Source organism: Cupriavidus taiwanensis, assembly GCF_900250075.1.
GTDB lineage: Bacteria > Pseudomonadota > Gammaproteobacteria > Burkholderiales > Burkholderiaceae > Cupriavidus > Cupriavidus taiwanensis_C.
The window spans coordinates 473,953-492,509 of the sequence record NZ_LT977070.1 but is presented as its reverse complement, the minus strand read 5'-3'; the positions used below and the strand labels follow the sequence as shown (position 1 = coordinate 492,509).

At 68.1% G+C, this 18,557-nt stretch carries 17 protein-coding genes and 1 riboswitch; of the genes, 8 read left to right on the top strand and 9 right to left on the bottom strand.

Annotated features, from left to right (window positions below; all coding sequences use genetic code 11):
- Positions 1–21: 21 nt before the first annotated feature.
- Positions 22–123, bottom strand: a riboswitch (TPP riboswitch).
- Between the two features lie 201 nt (positions 124–324).
- Complete coding sequence (locus CBM2588_RS02280; protein ID WP_115679181.1) at positions 325–1,995, top strand: acyl-CoA dehydrogenase family protein; 1,671 nt, start codon at positions 325–327, stop codon at positions 1,993–1,995.
- Here the strand turns inward: CBM2588_RS02280 and CBM2588_RS02275 are convergent.
- A complete protein-coding gene (locus tag CBM2588_RS02275; RefSeq protein WP_115679180.1) occupies positions 1,992–3,671 on the bottom strand; it encodes a GMC family oxidoreductase in 1,680 nt (559 codons plus the stop codon). The two genes, CBM2588_RS02280 and CBM2588_RS02275, sit on opposite strands and share 4 nt — an antisense overlap.
- Positions 3,672–3,988: 317 nt before the next feature.
- Between CBM2588_RS02275 and CBM2588_RS02270 the strand changes: the two genes are divergently transcribed.
- Positions 3,989–5,353, top strand: coding sequence for a coniferyl aldehyde dehydrogenase (locus CBM2588_RS02270; RefSeq protein WP_439897438.1), 1,365 nt, complete (start codon positions 3,989–3,991; stop codon positions 5,351–5,353).
- A 22-nt stretch (positions 5,354–5,375) separates the two neighbouring features.
- On the opposite strand, the gene CBM2588_RS02265 is transcribed toward CBM2588_RS02270, so the two are convergent.
- A complete protein-coding gene (locus CBM2588_RS02265; RefSeq protein ID WP_115679178.1) occupies positions 5,376–6,317 on the bottom strand; it encodes a Kdo hydroxylase family protein in 942 nt (313 codons plus the stop codon).
- A gap of 204 nt (positions 6,318–6,521) precedes the next feature.
- The gene (gene metK / locus CBM2588_RS02260) at positions 6,522–7,685 is read right to left on the bottom strand and encodes a methionine adenosyltransferase (RefSeq protein WP_115679177.1); all 1,164 of its coding nucleotides are present in this window, start codon (positions 7,683–7,685) and stop codon (positions 6,522–6,524) included.
- Positions 7,686–7,962: 277 nt separating this feature from the next.
- Here metK and CBM2588_RS02255 point away from each other — a divergent pair, with 277 nt between their 5' ends.
- From CBM2588_RS02255 to CBM2588_RS02240, 4 genes are all read left to right on the top strand, one after another.
- Positions 7,963–8,877, top strand: a complete 915-nt coding sequence (locus tag CBM2588_RS02255; RefSeq protein ID WP_115679176.1) for a lysophospholipid acyltransferase family protein — start codon at positions 7,963–7,965, stop codon at positions 8,875–8,877.
- Complete coding sequence (locus CBM2588_RS02250; RefSeq protein WP_115679175.1) at positions 8,874–9,767, top strand: lipid A biosynthesis lauroyl acyltransferase; 894 nt, start codon at positions 8,874–8,876, stop codon at positions 9,765–9,767. The genes CBM2588_RS02255 and CBM2588_RS02250 overlap by 4 nt, the downstream gene beginning before the upstream one ends.
- 52 nt (positions 9,768–9,819) lie before the next feature.
- Positions 9,820–10,686 (top strand): diaminopimelate epimerase, encoded by an 867-nt coding sequence (dapF, locus tag CBM2588_RS02245; RefSeq protein ID WP_115679174.1) that lies wholly within the window; start codon positions 9,820–9,822, stop codon positions 10,684–10,686.
- 96 nt (positions 10,687–10,782) lie between these two features.
- Positions 10,783–11,592 (top strand): polyphosphate kinase 2 family protein, encoded by an 810-nt coding sequence (locus CBM2588_RS02240; protein WP_115679173.1) that lies wholly within the window; start codon positions 10,783–10,785, stop codon positions 11,590–11,592.
- Between the two features lie 19 nt (positions 11,593–11,611).
- Here CBM2588_RS02240 and CBM2588_RS02235 read toward each other — a convergent pair whose 3' ends face one another.
- Together CBM2588_RS02235 and pyrE are read right to left on the bottom strand one after the other, a co-directional pair.
- Positions 11,612–12,919 (bottom strand): patatin-like phospholipase family protein, encoded by a 1,308-nt coding sequence (locus CBM2588_RS02235; protein ID WP_115679172.1) that lies wholly within the window; start codon positions 12,917–12,919, stop codon positions 11,612–11,614.
- Positions 12,920–13,009: 90 nt separating this feature from the next.
- Entirely contained in the window at positions 13,010–13,705 is a 696-nt protein-coding gene (pyrE, locus tag CBM2588_RS02230) for an orotate phosphoribosyltransferase (protein WP_172582592.1), read from the bottom strand.
- A gap of 27 nt (positions 13,706–13,732) precedes the next feature.
- Between pyrE and CBM2588_RS02225 the strand changes: the two genes are divergently transcribed.
- Positions 13,733–14,509, top strand: coding sequence for an exodeoxyribonuclease III (locus CBM2588_RS02225; protein WP_115679171.1), 777 nt, complete (start codon positions 13,733–13,735; stop codon positions 14,507–14,509).
- Positions 14,510–14,517: 8 nt separating this feature from the next.
- Here CBM2588_RS02225 and CBM2588_RS02220 read toward each other — a convergent pair whose 3' ends face one another.
- From CBM2588_RS02220 to CBM2588_RS31455, 3 genes are read right to left on the bottom strand one after another with little or no spacing between them, the layout of a single operon-like run.
- Positions 14,518–14,916 (bottom strand): type II toxin-antitoxin system MqsA family antitoxin, encoded by a 399-nt coding sequence (locus tag CBM2588_RS02220; RefSeq protein ID WP_115679170.1) that lies wholly within the window; start codon positions 14,914–14,916, stop codon positions 14,518–14,520.
- A gap of 26 nt (positions 14,917–14,942) precedes the next feature.
- Positions 14,943–15,044 carry a type II toxin-antitoxin system MqsR family toxin gene (locus CBM2588_RS31460; RefSeq protein WP_306437235.1) on the bottom strand — a complete coding sequence of 34 codons (102 nt, stop codon included), beginning with the start codon at positions 15,042–15,044 and terminating at the stop codon, positions 14,943–14,945.
- Positions 15,045–15,054: 10 nt separating this feature from the next.
- Positions 15,055–15,174 carry a type II toxin-antitoxin system MqsR family toxin gene (locus CBM2588_RS31455; protein ID WP_306437245.1) on the bottom strand — a complete coding sequence of 40 codons (120 nt, stop codon included), beginning with the start codon at positions 15,172–15,174 and terminating at the stop codon, positions 15,055–15,057.
- Between the two features lie 247 nt (positions 15,175–15,421).
- Here CBM2588_RS31455 and argC point away from each other — a divergent pair, with 247 nt between their 5' ends.
- Positions 15,422–16,369: an N-acetyl-gamma-glutamyl-phosphate reductase gene (argC, locus tag CBM2588_RS02210; protein ID WP_115679169.1), complete on the top strand. Its 948-nt coding sequence runs from the start codon at positions 15,422–15,424 to the stop codon at positions 16,367–16,369.
- A 68-nt stretch (positions 16,370–16,437) separates the two neighbouring features.
- Here argC and CBM2588_RS02205 read toward each other — a convergent pair whose 3' ends face one another.
- Complete coding sequence (locus CBM2588_RS02205; RefSeq protein WP_115679168.1) at positions 16,438–18,507, bottom strand: S8 family peptidase; 2,070 nt, start codon at positions 18,505–18,507, stop codon at positions 16,438–16,440.
- Positions 18,508–18,557: the final 50 nt, after the last annotated feature.

Below are 18,557 nucleotides of genomic sequence, written 5' to 3'. Positions count from 1 at the left end.
GAGTCCCGTAGGGACAAGAGGCTTGGTCTTGCTGAAACTTCCCACGCCGGTACTAACCGGATCGGGTTCGAAGGGACTCTCTCAGCCGCGCGGCCCATCCGCACGGCACCCCTGTTTCATCCAACGGGGTGAATTTAAGCACAGAGCACCGGTGGGCGCCAGTGCCAGTTGCCCCCCGTGGGTGGTGCCACAGCTGTGCAAAAAGGTATCGAATCGCGCATGGTGCATCGCAAAAATCGACCATAAGCGCACGACCATGCACTCATGCTGGCGCGGCGTGCTCTACCATGCAAGCAAACGGCAAGCCCAGCTCGAGGAGACATCATGACCGACGCTTCCACCCATCGCGTCTTCAACCAGGTGCCGGATCTCGCGCACTACAACTTGTTCGACAGCGATCCCCTGCTGCGGGCAGCGCTGGAGCGCCTGGGCGGCGGCTGGCATGCCGACGCGCTGCGGCAGTTCGGCGCGCGCCTGGGCGAGCCGGAAGTGCAGCAATGGGCCGCGGACGCCAACCGCCATGCGCCCGAGCTGCATACGCACAGCCGCACCGGCGAGCGCATTGATACGGTCGAGTTCCATCCGGGCTGGCACGCGCTGCTGGGGCTGCTGCGCGGCCAGCAGCTGCAGGCCTTGCCGTTCGCGCAACCGCGCGCCGGCGCCTGGGCTGCGCGCACCGCGGGGTACTTCCTGCAGGCTCAGGTGGAATCGGGCTCGCTGTGCCCGCCCACCATGACCTTTGCCAGCATTCCGGTGCTGCGCAAGGAAGCCGCACTGTTCGCCGAGCTGGAGCCGCGCCTGTATGCGAGCGAACATGATGCGCGCGACCTGCCCTGGCGCGACAAGACCGCGATCATGATCGGCATGGGCATGACCGAGAAGCAAGGCGGCTCCGACGTGCGCGCCAACACCACCGTGGCGCGCGCCGTGCGTGGCGAAGGCCGTGGCGCCGAATACGCGCTGACCGGGCACAAGTGGTTCTTCTCCGCGCCGATGTGCGACGCGCACCTGGTGGTCGCGCGCATGGGGGCAGAAGACGGTCCGCTGTCGTGCTTCTTCGTGCCGCGCTTTCGCGACGATGGCAGCCGCAACGCGGTGCAGATCCAGCGGCTCAAGGACAAGCTCGGCAACCGCTCCAACGCCAGCAGCGAAGTCGAGTTCCGCGACGCCACCGGCATCCTGATCGGCGAGGAAGGCCGTGGCATCCCGACCATCATCGAGATGGCGACCAGCACGCGCCTGGACTGCGTGATCGGCAGCGCCGCGATCCTGCGCGCGGCCTACGTGCAGGCGCTGCACCACACGCGCCACCGCAGCGCCTTCGGCCGCCTGCTGTGCGACCAGCCGCTGATGCGCAACGTGCTGGCGGACCTGGCGCTGGAATCCGAAGCCGCCACGCTGCTGATGATGGAGCTGGGCCAGGCCTTCGCGCAGGCCGAGGGCGACAACCCCGACCCGCTCGCCACTGCATGGAAACGCGTGGTCACGCCCGCGGCCAAGTTCTGGGTGTGCAAGCGCACGCTCGAAGCCACCGGCGAAGCGATGGAAGTCTGGGGCGGCAACGGCTATGTCGAAGAGGGGCCGATGGCGCGGCTGTACCGCGAGGCGCCGGTCAATTCGATCTGGGAAGGCTCGGGCAACATCATGTGCCTCGACCTACTGCGCGCGCTCCAGCGCAATCCGGACGATGGCGCGCGGCTGCTGCAGGACCTGTCGCGCCGCGCCGGCGGCCACCCCGCGGTGCGCGCCGAACTGGCCTCGCTGCAGGCGATGCTGCGCGAGAACCCCGACCAGCTCGAAGCCAATGCGCGCCGCTTCGCCCAGGGCCTGGTGCTGACCGCGCAGGCGGCGCTGATGCTGGCGCATGCCGATCCCGCGCACGCGGAGCTGTTCGTCGCCAGCCGGCTCGGACGCCAGCACGGGCGCGTGTTCGGCACGCTGGATGCGGATGCCGGCGCGCTCGGGCGGGTGGCGTCGCGCGGCTTCGAGGGCTAGGCCTCCATCGACTCCAGCACCCGCAGCATCACCCGCGGCGCATAGCGGATCAGGTCGTGCGCGCGCTCGCCGATCATGATCGCGGGCGCATTGGTGTTGCCGCCGATCAGCGTGGGCATCACCGAGGCATCGACCACGCGCAGCCCTTCGACGCCGCGCACGCGCAGTTGCGGGTCGACCACCGCCATCGCATCCATGCCCATGCGGCAGGTGCCGACCGGGTGGTAGATGGTGTCGGCACGCTCGCGGATCAGCTCGCGCACGGCGGCATCGTCGCTGCCATCGGCGCGCAGTCCGGCCGTATAGAGCTCGCGCCCGCCGAAGCAGGCCAGCTGCGGCTGCGCCAGGATGCTGCGCACGATGCGCACGCCTGCCACCAGGTCGTCGAGGTCGCGCGCGTCGCCGAGGTAGTTCGGATCGATCAGCGGCGCGCGCCGGATATCGGCCGAGGCCAGGCGAACCTCGCCGCGGCTGCGCGGGCGCAGCAGGCAGACATGGCAGGAATAGCCATGGCCGAGATTCAGCTTGCGCATATGGTCGTCGGCCAGGCCGACCACGAAATGCAGCTGCAGGTCGGGCTCGGGCAGCGCCGGGTGGCTGCGTACGAAGCCGCCGGCCTCGGCGAAGTTGCTCGACATCATGCCGGCGCGCTCGCGCCGGTAGCGCAGCATTTCGGACAGTAGCCTGGCGATGCCACCGAACGACACGCCGAACAGCTCGGGCACCGCGGTGCGCTTGTGCAGCACCACGTCCAGATGGTCTTGCAGGTTGGCGCCCACGCCGGGCAGGTCATGGACCACGCCGATGCCGTGCTCGCGCAGGTGCGCGGCGGGCCCGACCCCCGAGACCATCAGCAGCTGCGGCGAGCCGAACGTGCCCGCGCACACGATCACGTCGCGACGCGCGCGCAGCAGCTGCTGGCGGCCGTCACGCTGTACCAGCACCCCGGCGGCGTGGCGGCCTTCGAACACGATGCGCAGGGCCTGCGTGTCGGTCAGCACGCGCAGCCGCGCGCGGCCGCCGTTGCAGGCGCGGTCGCGCGGGTTGCCGCCATGCAGGTACGCACGCGCGGCATTCCAGCGTTCGCCCGCGTGCTGCGTGACCTGGTACCAGCCGATGCCCTCCTGCTCTTCGCCATTGAAATCGTCGTTGCGCGGATAGCCGGCCTGCTGCGCGGCCTCGATAAAGCGCTCGGCGAACGGGTTGGGCGTGCGCAGGTCGCTGACATGCAGCGGGCCGTTGCCGCCGTGCAGCGGATCGTCGTCGCTGCCCGCCAGGCGCTCGTTGCATTCGGCGCGGCGGAAGTATGGCAGCACATCGTCCCAGGACCAGCCATCGCAGCCGGCGTCGGCCCAGGCATCGTAGTCCGCGGGCCGGCCGCGCGTGTAGATCATGGCGTTGACCGACGAGCAGCCGCCCAGCCCGCGCCCGCGCGGCTGGTAGCCGCGGCGGCCGTTCAGGCCCGGCTGCGGCACGGTGTGGAAGCCGTAGTTGCGCGCCCCCGCGCGCGGCAGCAGCGCCGCCAGGCCCGCGGGTGTGCGCACCAGCACATGGTGGTCGTGGTGCCCGGCCTCGACCAGCGCGATGGTGTCGTCGCCGCTGTCGGCCAGGCGCCCCGCCAGCGCACAGCCCGCCGAGCCCGCGCCGACGATGACGTAGTCATAGGTGGTTTCCATCTGTCTCCCCGCGAGTCCGCAGGCGGCGCGCATGCATGAGCCGGGCTGCGCCGGCGCGCGCGCCCTGTCCGTCCAGCGGATGGCAAGCCGTGAGATTCAGTGTAGGCGCTGGCTGCGCTGGCTCAAGGCCGGAGCGGGGCTGCGGCAACCAAAGGCACGGGCGCGACGGACGGGCGTTTGAATCGGCATTCTGGTAGCAGGCTTCCATTGTCTTGGCCGGCGCGCTGCCTTATCTTGCGCGATGGTGCGCCAATGTGCGCAAATCCAGGAGCGCAGCCGTGCGAGAAATTCCCGACCTGTCGTCCGTCTTCGGCGCGATGCATGCCGCCTCGCGGCGCGACCAGCTGCCCGCCTGGACCGTGCGCGCCGATCGCCTGCAGCGCCTGCGGCGCCTGGTGACCGAAAACCAGGCCGAAATTGCCGCGGCAATCCACGCCGACTTCACCAATCGTCCCCGCCAGGAAACCGCGCTGCTGGAGGTTTTCCCCAGCCTGGCCGGCATCGACGATGCCCTGCGCCACGGCAAGCGCTGGATGCGCGTGCGGCGCGCGCCCACCGGGTTCTGGTTCCGTCCCGGACGCTCACGCCTGGTGCCGCAGCCGCTCGGCGTGGTGGGCATCGTGGTGCCCTGGAACTATCCGCTGTACCTGACCGCAGGCCCGCTCGCCGGCGCACTGGCGGCAGGCAACCGCGCCATGGTCAAGCTGTCGGAATACACGCCGCGTTTCGCGGCGCTGTTGGCGCAACTGGTGCCGCAGCACTTCGCACCGGACGAGATCGTGGTGATCAACGGCGATGCCGAAGTGGCCAGCGCCTTCACCGCGCTGCCGTTCGACCATCTGCTGTTCACGGGCTCGACCGCGGTGGGCCACCATGTGATGCGCGCGGCGGCCGCGAACCTGACGCCGGTGACGCTGGAGCTGGGTGGCAAGTCCCCCGCCATCATCGGCGCCGGCGCCGACCTGGAGCGCGCCGTGGAGCGCATCCTGGTGGGCAAGCTGATGAACGCGGGGCAGACCTGCATCGCGCCGGATTACGTGCTGGTGCCGGAAGACCTGCGCGGGCCACTAGTGGAGGCGGCGCGCCGCTGCGTCGGCCGGCTCTATCCCGACCTGGCGCGCAATCCCGACTACACCAGCATCATCAGCCCGCGGCATTTCGCGCGGCTGGCAGGGCTGGTCGACGAGGCCGCGGCCCAGGGCGCAACCATGGTGCCGCTGTCCGACGCGCAGCCGGATGCGCAGGCGCGGCGCTTGCCGCCGGTGCTGCTGCTGGACGTGCCCGAGGGCGTGACCGCCCTGCGCGAGGAGATCTTCGGGCCGGTGCTGCCGGTGGTCACCTACCGCACCCTCGACGAGGCGGTGGACTATATCAACGCGCGTCCGCGCCCGCTGGCGCTATACCTGTTCGAGCGCGACCGCGGCGCCATCGGCCATGTGATGAAGCAGACCGTCGCCGGCGGCGTTACCGTGAACGACACCCTGTTCCATATCGCCCAGGACGGCCTGCCGTTCGGCGGCGTCGGCGCCAGCGGCATGGGCGCGTATCACGGGCAGGCGGGCTTCGACACCTTCTCGAAGGTGAAGCCGGTGTTCCACCAGGCCAGCCTGAACGGCGCCGGCCTGCTCAAGCCGCCTTACGGCAAGACCTTCGACACCATGCTGCGCCTGCTGCTGCGTTAGGTGCGGGCCCGCAGGCCGCGCCTCACGACACCAGCATCGGCCGTCCAAGCATGCGCGACAGCACCGCCTCCGGCGAATGGGTGTGGTCCGAAATCGCCTGCGGCGCCAGGTAGATGGTCTGCTCCATCATCGCGCGCCCGCGCATGGCGGCGTGCAGCAGCTGGTCGCTGAAGACGATCCAGGTCGCACCCGGCGGGAAGTGGAATTCCTGCTGGGGCACGTTGGCCTGGTAGTCCAGGTCGGCCTTGGCCAGGTCATGCAGCTGCAGCATGCGGTGGTCGTATTCGGAGCGGCGGCGCTTGGTGATATGCAGCAGCTTCATCAGCGCCGCCTGCCCCGGCCACATGCCGTGCGTCCTGGGCACAAACTTCTGCGCAAAGTCGCCGAACGGCTCGCCCACGCGCCACACGCGCGGCGCGGCCGGGTCGATATTGTGGAACACGCGCAACAGGCGCTTGCCCAGCATCGGGTTGGACGGGAACGAATCGACGTGCAGGCGGGTGTCGTCCTTGCGCCAGCTGACCGGGCGCCCGGCGATCTCGCTGGGCCGCAGCGAGGTGCCGGCGCGCGTCATGTGGGGAATGTATTCCGGGAACAGCGTGCGGATCAGCGACTCGCTGCTGTCGGCGTAGCGGCGGATCAGCGCGTAGAGGTCGGCCAGGTCCTGCTCGGTGCCCTGCGCGCCGCGCACCGCGGTGTCGCCGGCGCGCAGATTGATGTTCTTGGACTTGCCGTCGGAATAGCGGGCGTCGAGGAAGCGCTCTTCGCCCGGCTGGAATTGGAACTTCAGGTTGGGGAAGTAGAGTACCGCGCCTTGCTCCAGCTCGCGGCGCAGCGTGGCGCGCGCTTCGGCGCTGACCTCGGGCGCCCACTCCGTATAGGGCTGCGGACGGATCAGGTCGAGCTGGCCGGCGGCAGGAGGCCGGGCGAGGGACGACGGGGCAAGGACAGGCGCTTCGGACATGGCATCCTCTGGGAACGGTTACCAGTGTTTGGGGGTGGCCGCCGCGGCGGCGGCATGGCGTGCCGGAATTTTACTCCGAGCGCCGGCCGTGGCGCCGGCGTCACGCGGCAACTGGTCCAGGATCAAACCCGCGTTAAAAAACCCCGCGGGCCCTTGCGGACCGGCGGGGCTTGCCGTCAGGACGACTGACGCGGGCGGCGGCGCTTACAGGCCCGCCGCGGCGCGCAGCGCAGCCGCCTTGTCGGTGGCTTCCCACGAGAACTCCGGCTCTTCGCGGCCGAAGTGGCCATAGGCCGCGGTCTTCTCGTAGATCGGACGCAGCAGGTCCAGCATCTGCACGATGCCCTTCGGGCGCAGGTCGAAATGCTCCTGCACCAGTTCCGCGATCTTGGCGTCCGGGATCTTGCCGGTGCCTTCGGTATAGACCGTCACGTTGATCGGCCGCGCCACGCCGATGGCGTAGCTGACCTGCACCTGGCACTGCCGCGCCAGGCCCGCGGCCACCACGTTCTTGGCCACGTAGCGCGCGGCGTAGGCGGCCGAGCGGTCGACCTTGGACGGGTCCTTGCCCGAGAACGCGCCGCCGCCGTGCGGCGAGGCGCCGCCGTAGGTGTCGACGATGATCTTGCGCCCGGTCAGGCCGCAGTCGCCCTGCGGCCCGCCGATCACGAAGCGCCCGGTCGGGTTCACCAGGTACTTGGTTTCCTTGAGCATCTCGGCCGGCAGCACCGGCTTGATGATCTCCTCGATCACGGCCTCGCGGATCTGCGCCTGGGTGATGTCGGGCGAATGCTGGGTCGACAGCACCACGGTGTCCACGCTGTGCGGCTTGCCGTCGACATAGCGCACCGTGACCTGCGACTTGGCGTCCGGGCGCAGCCAGGGCAGGCGGCCGTCGCGGCGCAGCAGCGACTGGCGCTCGACCAGGCGGTGCGCGTAGTAGATCGGGAACGGCATCAGTTCCGGGGTTTCGTCGCAGGCGTAGCCGAACATCAGGCCCTGGTCGCCGGCGCCCTGGTTCAGGTAGTCGTCCGAGGCACGGTCGACGCCCTGGGCGATATCCGGCGACTGCTTGTCATAGGCCACCAGCACGGCGCAGCCCTTGTAGTCGATGCCGTAATCGGTGTTGTCGTACCCGATGCGCTTGATGGTGTCGCGCGCGATCTGGATATAGTCGACGTTGGCGGTCGTGGTGATTTCCCCGGCGAGCACCACCAGACCGGTGTTGCAAAGCGTCTCAGCTGCCACACGCGCATACTTGTCCTGCGCCAGGATGGCGTCCAGGACGGCGTCGGAAATCTGGTCGGCGACCTTGTCGGGATGGCCTTCGGAGACGGATTCCGAAGTAAAAAGGAAGTCGTTTGCCACGAACTTATTCTCCAGGTTGGCTATTGCGTGCCAGCCTGTTCGGTTCATGGCGGCGACGCTTTAGCGGTATTTCAGGCAGCCCGGTTAGAGCCGCATCGCCCCGCAAGTTGTCAGTTAACTCGGCGATACACGCTATTATACGCGCCTGCAGGCGTCGTTGCAGCGCCACAGGCGTGCGGTACGACACCTTGCCGGCATGCCGGACCAACGCCTGCCTGCCCGTCTATCCCGGCACAGACCCGGCGGCGGACTTGCCTGGACCCTTCTTCCACGCCTGATGACTTTTTTATTCTGGCTGATCTCCCGTTTTCCGCTGCGGCTGCTGCAGGCCGCCGGCGGCGCGCTGGGCCTGCTGATCGCCCGTCTGCCGGGCCGCTATGGCCAGCGCCTGCGGGAAAACTTCAGGCTCGCCTTCCCCGACGCCACCGAGGCGATGATCGACGAGGCCGCCCGCTCGGCCGGGCGCATGATCATCGAGATGCCCTACTTCTGGAGCCGCCGCAGGATCGGCGCGAAGCTGTACGGCTTCGACGACCACCTGTGGCCCGAACTGGCCAACCTGCAGGCGCGCGGCAAGGGCATCATCATCCTGACCCCGCACCTGGGCTGCTTCGAGGTGCTGCCGCAATCCCACGCCCTGCACCGCCCGGTGACCGCGCTGTTCAAGCCGCCGCACCAGCCGTGGCTGCGCGACTGGATCGAGAAGATGCGCACCCGACCCAACATGCACATGGCGCCGGCCACGCCGCGCGGCGTGCGCATGCTGGTGAAGGCGCTCAAGCGCGGCCAGGCGGTGGGCATCCTGCCCGATCAGGTGCCCAGCGGCGGCGAAGGCAACTGGGCGCCGTTCTTCGGCAAGCCCGCTTATACGATGGCGCTGGTGCACCGGCTGCAGCAGCTGACCGGCGCGCCGGTGGTGGCGATCTTCGCCGAGCGGCTGCCGCGCGGCGCCGGCTACCGCGGCCATCTGCGCGTGATCGAGGACGGCGGCATGCTGCCGGCCGATCCGGCCGACGCCGCCGCGGTCATCAACCGCACCATCGAGGAACTGGTGCGCCTGTGCCCGACGCAATACCTGTGGGGCTACAACCGCTACAAGCAACCCGCCGGAGCGGGCACTCCCGGCACCCCGGACACGCGGGCTACCGAGGGCACGGATTCCGAGCCGGCGACGGATCGATCGATTTCATGAGCCGTGTGTTCACGTGGCTCGGCATCGGCCTGCTGACCGTGCTGGGCAAACTGCCCTACCCCTTCGTCGCGCGCTTCGGCGAGGCGCTGGGCAGCCTGCTGTACCGGATTCCGAGCGAGCGGCGCAAGGTGGTGCAGGCCAACCTGCGCCTGTGCTTCCCGGACCGCACCGAGGCCGAGATCGACGCGCTGTCGCGCCAGAGCTTCCGCCTGCTGTTCCGCAGCTTTGCCGAGCGCGGCATCTTCTGGACCGGCAGCGAGGCGCAGATGCGCCGCTGGGTGCAGATCGACGACCAGGCCGGGCTGGTCGGACTCGACGGCACGCCGCACATCCTGGTGACGCTGCACCTGGCGGGCGTCGAAGCCGGCGCGATCCGGCTCACCATCCACCTGCGCGAGCATGTCGGCCGCTCCGGCGCATCGCTCTACACGAAGCAGAAGAACGCGCTGTTCGACGGCTTCCTCAAGCAGGCACGCGGGCGCTTCGGCGCCAACATGATCTCGCGCAACGACAGCGCGCGCGACATCCTGCGCTGCCTGAAGAAGGGCGAGGCGCTGCAGCTGATCGCCGACATGGACTTCGGCGAGCGCGACTCGGAATTCGTGCCGTTCTTCGGCGTGCAGGCGCTGACGCTGACCTCGGTCTCGCGGCTGGCGCGCCTGACCGGCGCCAGGGTGGTGCCGATCTACACCGAGATGCTGCCCGACTACCAGGGCTATGTGCTGCGCGTGCTGCCGGCGTGGGAGCACTACCCGGGCGCCAGCGTGACCGACGACACGCGTCGCATGAATGCCTTCTTCGAGGACTGCATCCGCCCGCGCGTGCCTGAGTACTATTGGGTCCACAAGCGCTTCAAGCACCGCCTGCCGGGCGAGCCCGAGATTTACTGAGCGCTACTGAGCGCGCCGGCACGTCCGGCGCCGCGCCGCTACAATCCCCACCATGAAACTCAAGTTCACCAAGATGCATGGCGCGGGCAACGACTTTGTCGTGCTCGATGGCATCCACCAGCAGATCGACCTGACCCCGGCCCAGTGGCGCGCGCTGGCCAGCCGGCATTTCGGCGTGGGCGCGGACCAGATCCTGATCGTCGAGAAGCCGACGCGCCCGGACGTCGATTTCCGCTACCGCATCGTCAATGCCGATGGCAGCGAGGTCGAGCACTGCGGCAATGGCGCGCGCTGCTTCGTGCGCTTTGTCACCGAGCAGGGCATGACCGACAAGCGTTCGGTGCGCGTCGAGGTCATGAACGGCGTGATCACGCTGACGCTGCAGGACGATGGCCAGGTCACGGTCGACATGGGCGCGCCCGAGCTGGAACCGGCGCGCGTGCCGTTCCTCGCCTCGGGCCTGCCGACGCGTGCCGAGGGCGTCGACACGCTGTACGGCCTCGAGGTCAACGGCCGCACCGAATGGATCTCGGCGGTGTCGATGGGCAACCCGCACGCGGTGCAGTTGGTGGACGATGTCGAGAACTTCCCGGTGCTGCAGGACGGCCCGGTGATCGAGCACCATCCGGCCTTCCCCAACCGCGTCAATGCCGGCTTCATGCAGGTCGAGGACCGCCACGCCATCCGCCTGCGCGTGTTCGAGCGCGGTGCCGGCGAAACCTTGGCCTGCGGCACCGGCGCCTGCGCGGCGGTGGTGGCCGGCATCCGGCGCGGCCTGCTGGATTCACCGGTGCGGGTCCACACCCATGGCGGCGAGCTGACCATTGCCTGGGACGGCGACGCCGAACCCGTGCGCATGACCGGCCCGGCCACCACTGTGTTCGAAGGCAGCATTGACCTGGCGGCCCTGCCGGCCTGACCATAGGGGCTGCGCGCCCCTTTTTCCCTCCCCTGCAGCGCAGTCCCCGGGGCGCCCGATTCCCTGATCCCGCAGATCATCGCGAATGGAGCGCCCATGCCGCTGGACGATTTCCGCATCACCTCGGGCAAGCGATTCCGCCTTGCCGACTTCGACCCGGGCAGCAAGCCGCTGTCATGCGGCAAGAAAGAGGAAGACCTGGCCCGCATCATCGAGTTGAGCAACGCCCTCGACGCGCAGCAGGACATCTTCTATGCCGAGCACCGCCGCAAGCTGCTGGTGGTGCTCCAGGGCATGGATACCAGCGGCAAGGACGGCACCGTGCGCGGCGTGTTCCGCAGCTTCGATCCGCTGGGCATCCGCGTGGTGGGCTTCAAGGCGCCATCGCCCGAGGAGCTGGCGCGCGATTTCCTGTGGCGCATCCACCTGCAGGTGCCGAAGTCGGGCGAGATCGTGGTGTTCAATCGCAGCCACTACGAAGACGTGCTGATCACGCGCGTGCACGACTGGATCGACGCCGCCGAATGCGAACGGCGCTACCGCCAGATCCGCGAATTCGAGGCGATGCTGACCGAGACCGGCACCACCATCGTCAAGTGCTTCCTGCATATTTCGCGCGACGAGCAGAAATCACGGCTCGAGGCACGGCTGGCGGACCCGGAGAAGCACTGGAAGTTCGATACCCAGGACCTTGCCGAGCGCAAGCACTGGAAGGCCTACATGGATGCCTACGAGGCGGCCATCATGGCGACCAGCACGCCCGACTGCCCCTGGTACGTGGTGCCGGCCGATTCCAAGACGCACCGCAACCTGATGGTGGCCGAGATCATCACCAAGGTCTTCGAGGACCTGAAGCCGGCTTATCCGCCGGCGCGTCCGGAACTGGCCAAGATCAACGTCGATTGAGCCGGCGCGCGCGGCGTGCTCAGCCGCCGTTGCCGCGATGCACGTCGTGCGTGACGAAGGGCTGCTCGCGGCTGGGCATGGCCAGCCATTGCGGATGGCGCAGCGTCTGGCGGATATCCTCCAAGCCGCTGGTCCAGTGCTCATGCATGGTCAGCGGACCGAACTGGTAGTCCTTGGCCAGGTTCTCGAACGACTTGTCGCGGTAGATCAGCTGGATCACGTTGCGGCGCGCATCGCACGACTGCTCCGCGGCACGGCGGTACCAGTCGTTGTCGCGCTTTGACTGCGGCACCAGCGCCATCACCTCGTTGAGCATGCGGCGCAGGTTCTGCTGCTCGCGCATATAGTCGGTGATGGCCCGGGTGCGGCTGGAATATTGGATGTCCTTCTGGCGCTCGGCCACGTCGATCAGGTCATGCGGCAGCTTGCCGCGCGCGCTCCACAGGTCCACCTGGAAGATCAGCGCGTCGCGCCGCGGCTGCGCCGTCAGCACCTCGGCCAGCGGCGTGTTCGAGACCAGCCCGCCGTCCCAGTAGTATTCGCCATCGATCTCCACCGCCGGGAACCCCGGCGGCAGCGCGCCCGAGGCCATGAAATGCTCGGCGCAGAGCTTGTCGCGGGTATTGTCGAAGTAGGCGAAGTTGCCGGTGCGCACATTGACCGCGCCCACCGAGACCCGCATCAGGTCGGGGCGATGGTTGATCAGGTCGAAGTCGGCAAAGCGCTCCAGCGTGGCCTTCAGCGGCTTGGTGTCGTAGAAGCTGGCATGGGTCGGGTCCGAGTAGCGCGACATCAGCGCCGCCCAGCTGCGCGGCTGGAAGAAGCCGCGCTGGCCCTCCAGCATGGCGCGCGCCGCGTGCAGGCCGTCGAACCAGATCCGCATGGGCTCGGGCCAGCTTGCCGCTTCATCGGCAAACCAGGTGTACGACAGGCTGGGCAGCCACGGCTGCGCGCAGATGTGCTCCCAGAACGCCCGCAGCTGCTCGACCCGGCGCTGCGGCGGATTGCCGGCGATGATGGCCGCGTTCAAGGCACCGATCGAAATGCCGGCGACCCAGTTGGGAAAGATGCCTCCGTCGGCCAGGCCCTGGTACACGCCGGCCTGGTAGGCACCCAGCGCGCCGCCGCCCTGCAGCACCAGCGCGCGCACGGCATAGGCCTCGTGCGCCGGCCGGTCCGGGGCCTTGGCCGCCTTGCGCACCGGCTTGCGCGGCCGCACCTGGGCGCCGCGCTCGGCCAGCGAATCGCCGTTGCCGGCAGACTCCGCCGTTGGGGATGGCGTTGCCGCCTGCCGCACTGCCCGTTCCTGCCGCTCCTTTGCCGCCACGCCGCGCTCCCTCCCAGTCCGAAAGTCAGCCGTGTGCCTACCGGCCACGCCCCGGGCGCTGGCTGCCAGCGCCCGGTTCCTTCAACGGTTTCAGACGCCGTAACGCTGACGATAGGCCGCCACGGCCTCGCGCGAGGCGCCCAGCGCCGGATCCTGCGAGGCGTCGAGATAGGCCAGCAGGTCCTTCAGGCTGGCGATGGCGATCACCGGGATGCCGAATTCGCGCTGCACGTCCTGCACCGCCGAATGGGTGCCGACCTGCTCGGCGGTGCCGCTCTTTTCCATGCGGTCCAGCGCGATCAGCACCGCGGCCGGCTCGGCACCGGCGGCGCGGATCAGGTTGACCGATTCGCGCACCGAGGTGCCGGCGGAGATCACGTCGTCTACGATCACCACCTTGCCCTGCAGCTTGGCCCCCACCAGCGTGCCGCCTTCGCCGTGGTCCTTGGCTTCCTTGCGGTTGTAGGCGAAGCCGACATCACGTCCCATGCCGGCCAGCGCCACCGCCGTCGCCGACGCCAGGGTGATGCCCTTGTACGCCGGCCCGAACAGCACGTCGAATTGCACGCCCGAGGCCAGCAGGGTTTTCGCATAGAATTGCGCCACCTGGCCCAGCATGCCGCCCTGGTTGAACAGGCCGGCATTGAAGAAGTAAGGCGACTTGCGGCCGGCCTTGGTGACGAACTCGCCGAACGACAGCACGCCCGCGTCGAGCGCAAAGCGGATAAAGGTCTGGCTAAGGTCAGTACCGGCTGTCGCCGCGGGCGGATTCTGCTGCGTCATCATTTCTCTCTGAATTCAAAATTTCCCCGAATGTTACGGATTATCAGCGCCAACCTCAACGGCATCCGCTCCGCGTCGAAGAAGGGCTTTTTCGACTGGATGGGCAAGCAGGACGCAGACATGGTCTGTGTGCAGGAACTGAAGGCGCAGGCCGCCGACATGACGGAAGCGTTCCTGACGCCACACGGTTACCACGGCTTTTTCCATTACGCCGAGAAGAAGGGCTATAGCGGCGTCGGCCTCTATACGCGCCACAAGCCCGAGCGGGTCATCACCGGCTTCGGCAACACCGAATTCGACAGCGAGGGCCGCTATGTGGAAGTGCAGTATCCGCATCTGGCGGTGATTTCGGTGTACGTGCCGTCCGGCTCGAGCGGCGAGGAACGCCAGCTGGCCAAGTTCCGCTTCATGGAAGCGTTCCTGCCGCACCTGCTGCAACTGAAGGCGAGCGGCCGCGAAATCGTGCTGTGCGGCGACGTCAACATCGCGCACAAGGAAATCGACATCAAGAACTGGAAGGGCAACCTGAAGAATTCAGGGTTCCTGCCGGAGGAACGAGCCTGGATCGGCGAGCTGTTCGACGTGCACGGCTATGTCGACGTGTTCCGCAAGCTGGACCCGCGCCCGGACCAGTACACCTGGTGGAGCAACCGTGGCCAGGCGTACGCGAAGAACGTGGGCTGGCGCATCGACTACCACCTCGCCACGCCGAAGATCGCGGACACGGCGCAGCTGTGCTCGATCTACAAGGACGAGAAGTTCAGCGACCACGCGCCGCTGTCGATCGACTATAACTTTCCGCTCTGACCATAGCTTCAGGCCGCCCGGACTTCCGCTAGCAGTTCGGGGTGGCGGTCCAGCACTTTCAGCAGCTTGATCAGCGCCAGCGGCGGCATGGTTCGCCCCGTCTCATACCGAGAAAATGCATTGACGCCCCCGCCAAATATTTCGGCTGCCTCGCGCTGATCAAGGCGGAGCTTTTTGCGAACCTCAGTGATGAAGGTGGGGTCCAGGTATTTGGCGTTGACTTGCTTGTTAAAGGCGAGCATCGCTTCGCCCAGTGAATCGTCATGCATGGGCATGACTCCTTCTCCGCACCTCGGGCACCAATCCCCCCTGACATCGCGAATTACCGTGGTCTCGCCACGATATGTATAGGGCACGTCTCGCAGTCCATCCACGAGTTCGGCGCCGCCACATTCCGGGCACTTCATCTGACCGTTCCTCCTTGCTCTGCGAACTACCTGAATTTGAATGAAACGACCAAAACGCCATCGGTGACTATGAGCTTCACATACAAGGCGCCATTCGGTGTGATAGGCCGATAGACGTCCTGCCACACCGTGTGATCCTCATAGGCTCATGCTCTTGTAAAAGTCCCGGGGGGCAAGTTGCAGAAGTATGTCACGCACACTTCGCTTATTCAGCCCCATCTGGTTCGCTCCATCGTAAGCAGTACGAGTCAGCCTCATTCGTCCCGCCTCGAGAAGTGCACGCACTTCCGCCAGGCTGTAATGCGCTGTTCCCTTCTCCATGCAAACTAACCCATTTGGTTAACGCCAGCAAGTTCTGAACTGTGCCAATCGCAATAATTCCAATCCGTACAAACCCCTGCGATCGGCCCCCATCCCCGCTACAATGCAGGTTCCCCACAGCGCCCGGCAGGGGAGATTTCTCATATCCAAAGCATTCCCCCGCACTTCATTGAGTGAGTCAGCCATGGTTTTCAAAGTGTTCGTCGATGGTCAGGAAGGCACCACCGGTCTCCGGCTGCTTGACTATCTTTCCGGTCGTGCCGACGTGGAACTGCTGCGCATTGCCGAAGACAAGCGCAAGGACCCGGCCGAACGAGCACGCTTCCTGAACGCCGCCGACGTCGCCTTCCTGTGCCTGCCCGACGTGGCCTCGCGCGAGGCGGTGTCGCTGGTAACCAACCCCAACACCTGCGTGATCGACGCCAGCACCGCGTTCCGCACCGCCGACAACTGGGCCTACGGCCTGCCCGAACTGGCGCGCGGCCAGCGCGACAAGATCCGCGCGAGCAAGCGCATCGCGGTGCCGGGCTGCCACGCCAGCGCCTTCGTGCTGGCGGTGCGCCCGCTGGTGGATGCCGGCGTGCTGCCGGCCGACTACCCGCTGTCGGCGTTCTCGCTGACCGGCTACAGCGGCGGCGGCAAGTCGATGATTGCCGAGTTCGAAGCCGGCGGTAACCCGAAGCTGAACAGCCCGCGTCCCTACGCGCTCGGCCTGGAGCACAAGCACCTGCCGGAAATGCGCGTGCAGGCCGGCCTGGCCCAGGCGCCGATCTTCAACCCCATCGTCGGCAACTTCCTGAAGGGCCTGGCGGTGACGGTGCCGGTGTTTGCCGAGCGGCTGGCGCGCAAGGTCAGCCCCGAGCAGATCGTCGAGATCTATCGCCAGCACTATGAAGGCGAGCAGTTCGTGCGCGTGATGCCGTACAACAGCGCCGACAACCTCGACGGCGGTTTCTTCGACGTGCAGGCCAACAACGACACCAACCGCGTCGACCTGTTCGTGTTCGGCAATGCCGAGCGCCTGAACCTGGTGGCGCGCCTGGACAACCTGGGCAAGGGCGCGGCCGGCGCCGCGGTGCAATGCATGAACGTGCATGTGGGCGCCGACGAGGCCAGCGGACTGCGCGCCTGAGGCCAGCCATTCCCGCACATCAAAAAGCCGGCACTGCCGGCTTTTTTGTTGCCCGCCGCGGCGTCGGGCTACACCCGCTGCAGCGCGCGCAGCGCGTCGACCAGCCCGGCGCCCTGGAAGGCGCGCTCGCGCCCCAGGTCCGTGGCGGCGGCGCACAGGATGCTCTTGACGGTCTCGGGCTGGCCCATCAGTTCATTGTTGCGCGACAGCAGCAGCGCCGCGACCCCGGACACATGGGGTGCCGCCATGCTGGTGCCATCCATCGACGCCAGCGTGCCGCCGGGCACGGTCGAGGTGATCTTCTCCCCCGGCGCGACCAGGTCGGGCTTGATGCGGCCATCGCCGGTGGGGCCATGGCTGGAAAAGTAGGAAATGCCGAAGCGGTAGGGATCGGTGCGGTGGGTCGCGCCCACCGTGATCACGGCCCGTGCGTTGCCGGGATCGGTAATGGTCTGGCCGCGGAAGCCGGCGCCCATGTGCTCGGCGGCGAAGGCCTCGTCGTAGCCATAGTTGCCGGCCGCGGCCACCACGACCACCCCGCTGGCCACCAGGCGGTCGCACTCGACGCACACCGGGGTGCTGCCGCAGGCGTAGCTGCGCACGTCGTGGCGCAACGCCACGCTCAAGTTGATGCCATGCACCGACTGCCGGTCGCGGCTCTGGTTGAGCCAGCGCACATACTGCAGCGCGCCCAGGATGCCGAACTCGTCGCCCCTGCCCTGCGCATCGAAAATGCGCAGGTCGAGCAGTTCGATGCGCGGGCAGATGCCGCTGACATCGCCGGCCTCCATCAGCTCTGGCGGCAGCGGCATGGGGTCTGGCCGCGCCAGGTAGGTCGACGACGGCCAGCCGGCGCCGATGATGCCCGCCACATGCGTGCCGTGGCTGCCGCCCGGCGCAACGTACTGCGCCGGGTCATCGTGGCTGATTTCAAGCAGGGGCTCGATCACCGACCAGTCGATGATGCGGCCATGCGCCAGGTCCTCGGCAATCGCGGCGATGCGCTGCCGCAGTTCCGCCTCGCCGGGTCCGCGCTTGCCCTTGGGCATGGGCGGCAGGCGGCCGCTGGTGATCGCCGACAGGCGCGTGAAATCCAGCGTCCTGACCACGCGCGACAGGCGCGGCGCGATCAGCCCGTCGCGCACCGGCAGCGGCCCGTCGAGCTTGAGCGGATCGAAGAAGGCCGGATGGCGCGCGTCGATGCCGGAATCGATCACGGCCCAGCGCACGCCCTGCCCGCCGGTATCGAACACGCGGATGGCCGCATCGGCCTTGACGGTCTTGCGCGAGGCGAACACGGCGTGCTCGGCCGGCCGGTTGGCCGAGATGCGCCATAGCGGCGAGATGGCGGCGGCAGCGGCGACGTCTCCGGCGGCCATGCCGGCTGTCGGCGTGGCTGGCCCTTCCACATGGTCCTCCCGCAGGCACTCCCACAGCGTCTCCAGCACCTGGCGGCTGGCCTGGGTGACGCGCCGCGTCAGGCCCCCGGGCGGGAAGCTGTCGTCGCGCAGCCCCAGCAGCGTCAGCGCGACGTACTGCGCGGCCACATTGACCAGCCGCCCCAGCGCTTGCCCGGCCGGCGCGGCGAGACCGCCGAAGCGGGTACGCGCCGCGGTGTAGCCGATGTCCTTGAAGCGCGCCAGCGCCGCCTCGCTGCCGACATGGGCCAGCACCGACTCGCCCAGCCAGCGCACCAGCGCATCGCCGGTCAGGCTCAGCGCCAGCGCGCGGCGCGCGGCGGGCGTCCACCTGATGCCGGCCATCGGCGCGCGCACTTCGCGCTGCCACCAGGCGGTCAGCGGCAGCAGGCGCAGCATGTCGAAGAAATCGATCTGCGCCAGCAGATGGGATTCATTGGCGGCAAGGAAGCGCGGGCCGGCTTGGTCCGCTGCCGGCCCGGCCAGCGCGGGCAGGCGCCGCAGCACCGCGGCACGCAGCGCGGCGATGCCGGCGCCGTGGTGCGGGGTCAGCAGCAGGCCGCGCGGCACCTCGAACGATTCGCCGGACGCATACAGCAACCAGACTTCGGAGCTGACCGGCAGGTCGCTGGTGAAGCGGTCGGGCTCGGCCTCGCAGCCGGCGAAGATCAGCAGATACGCGGCCCGCCGTTCCGACGGGCTCATGCGGTTCAGGCTCATGCGGGCCCCCCTGCGGTTGTCGCATTGTTCCCGGCGCCGGCTTCAGGCCA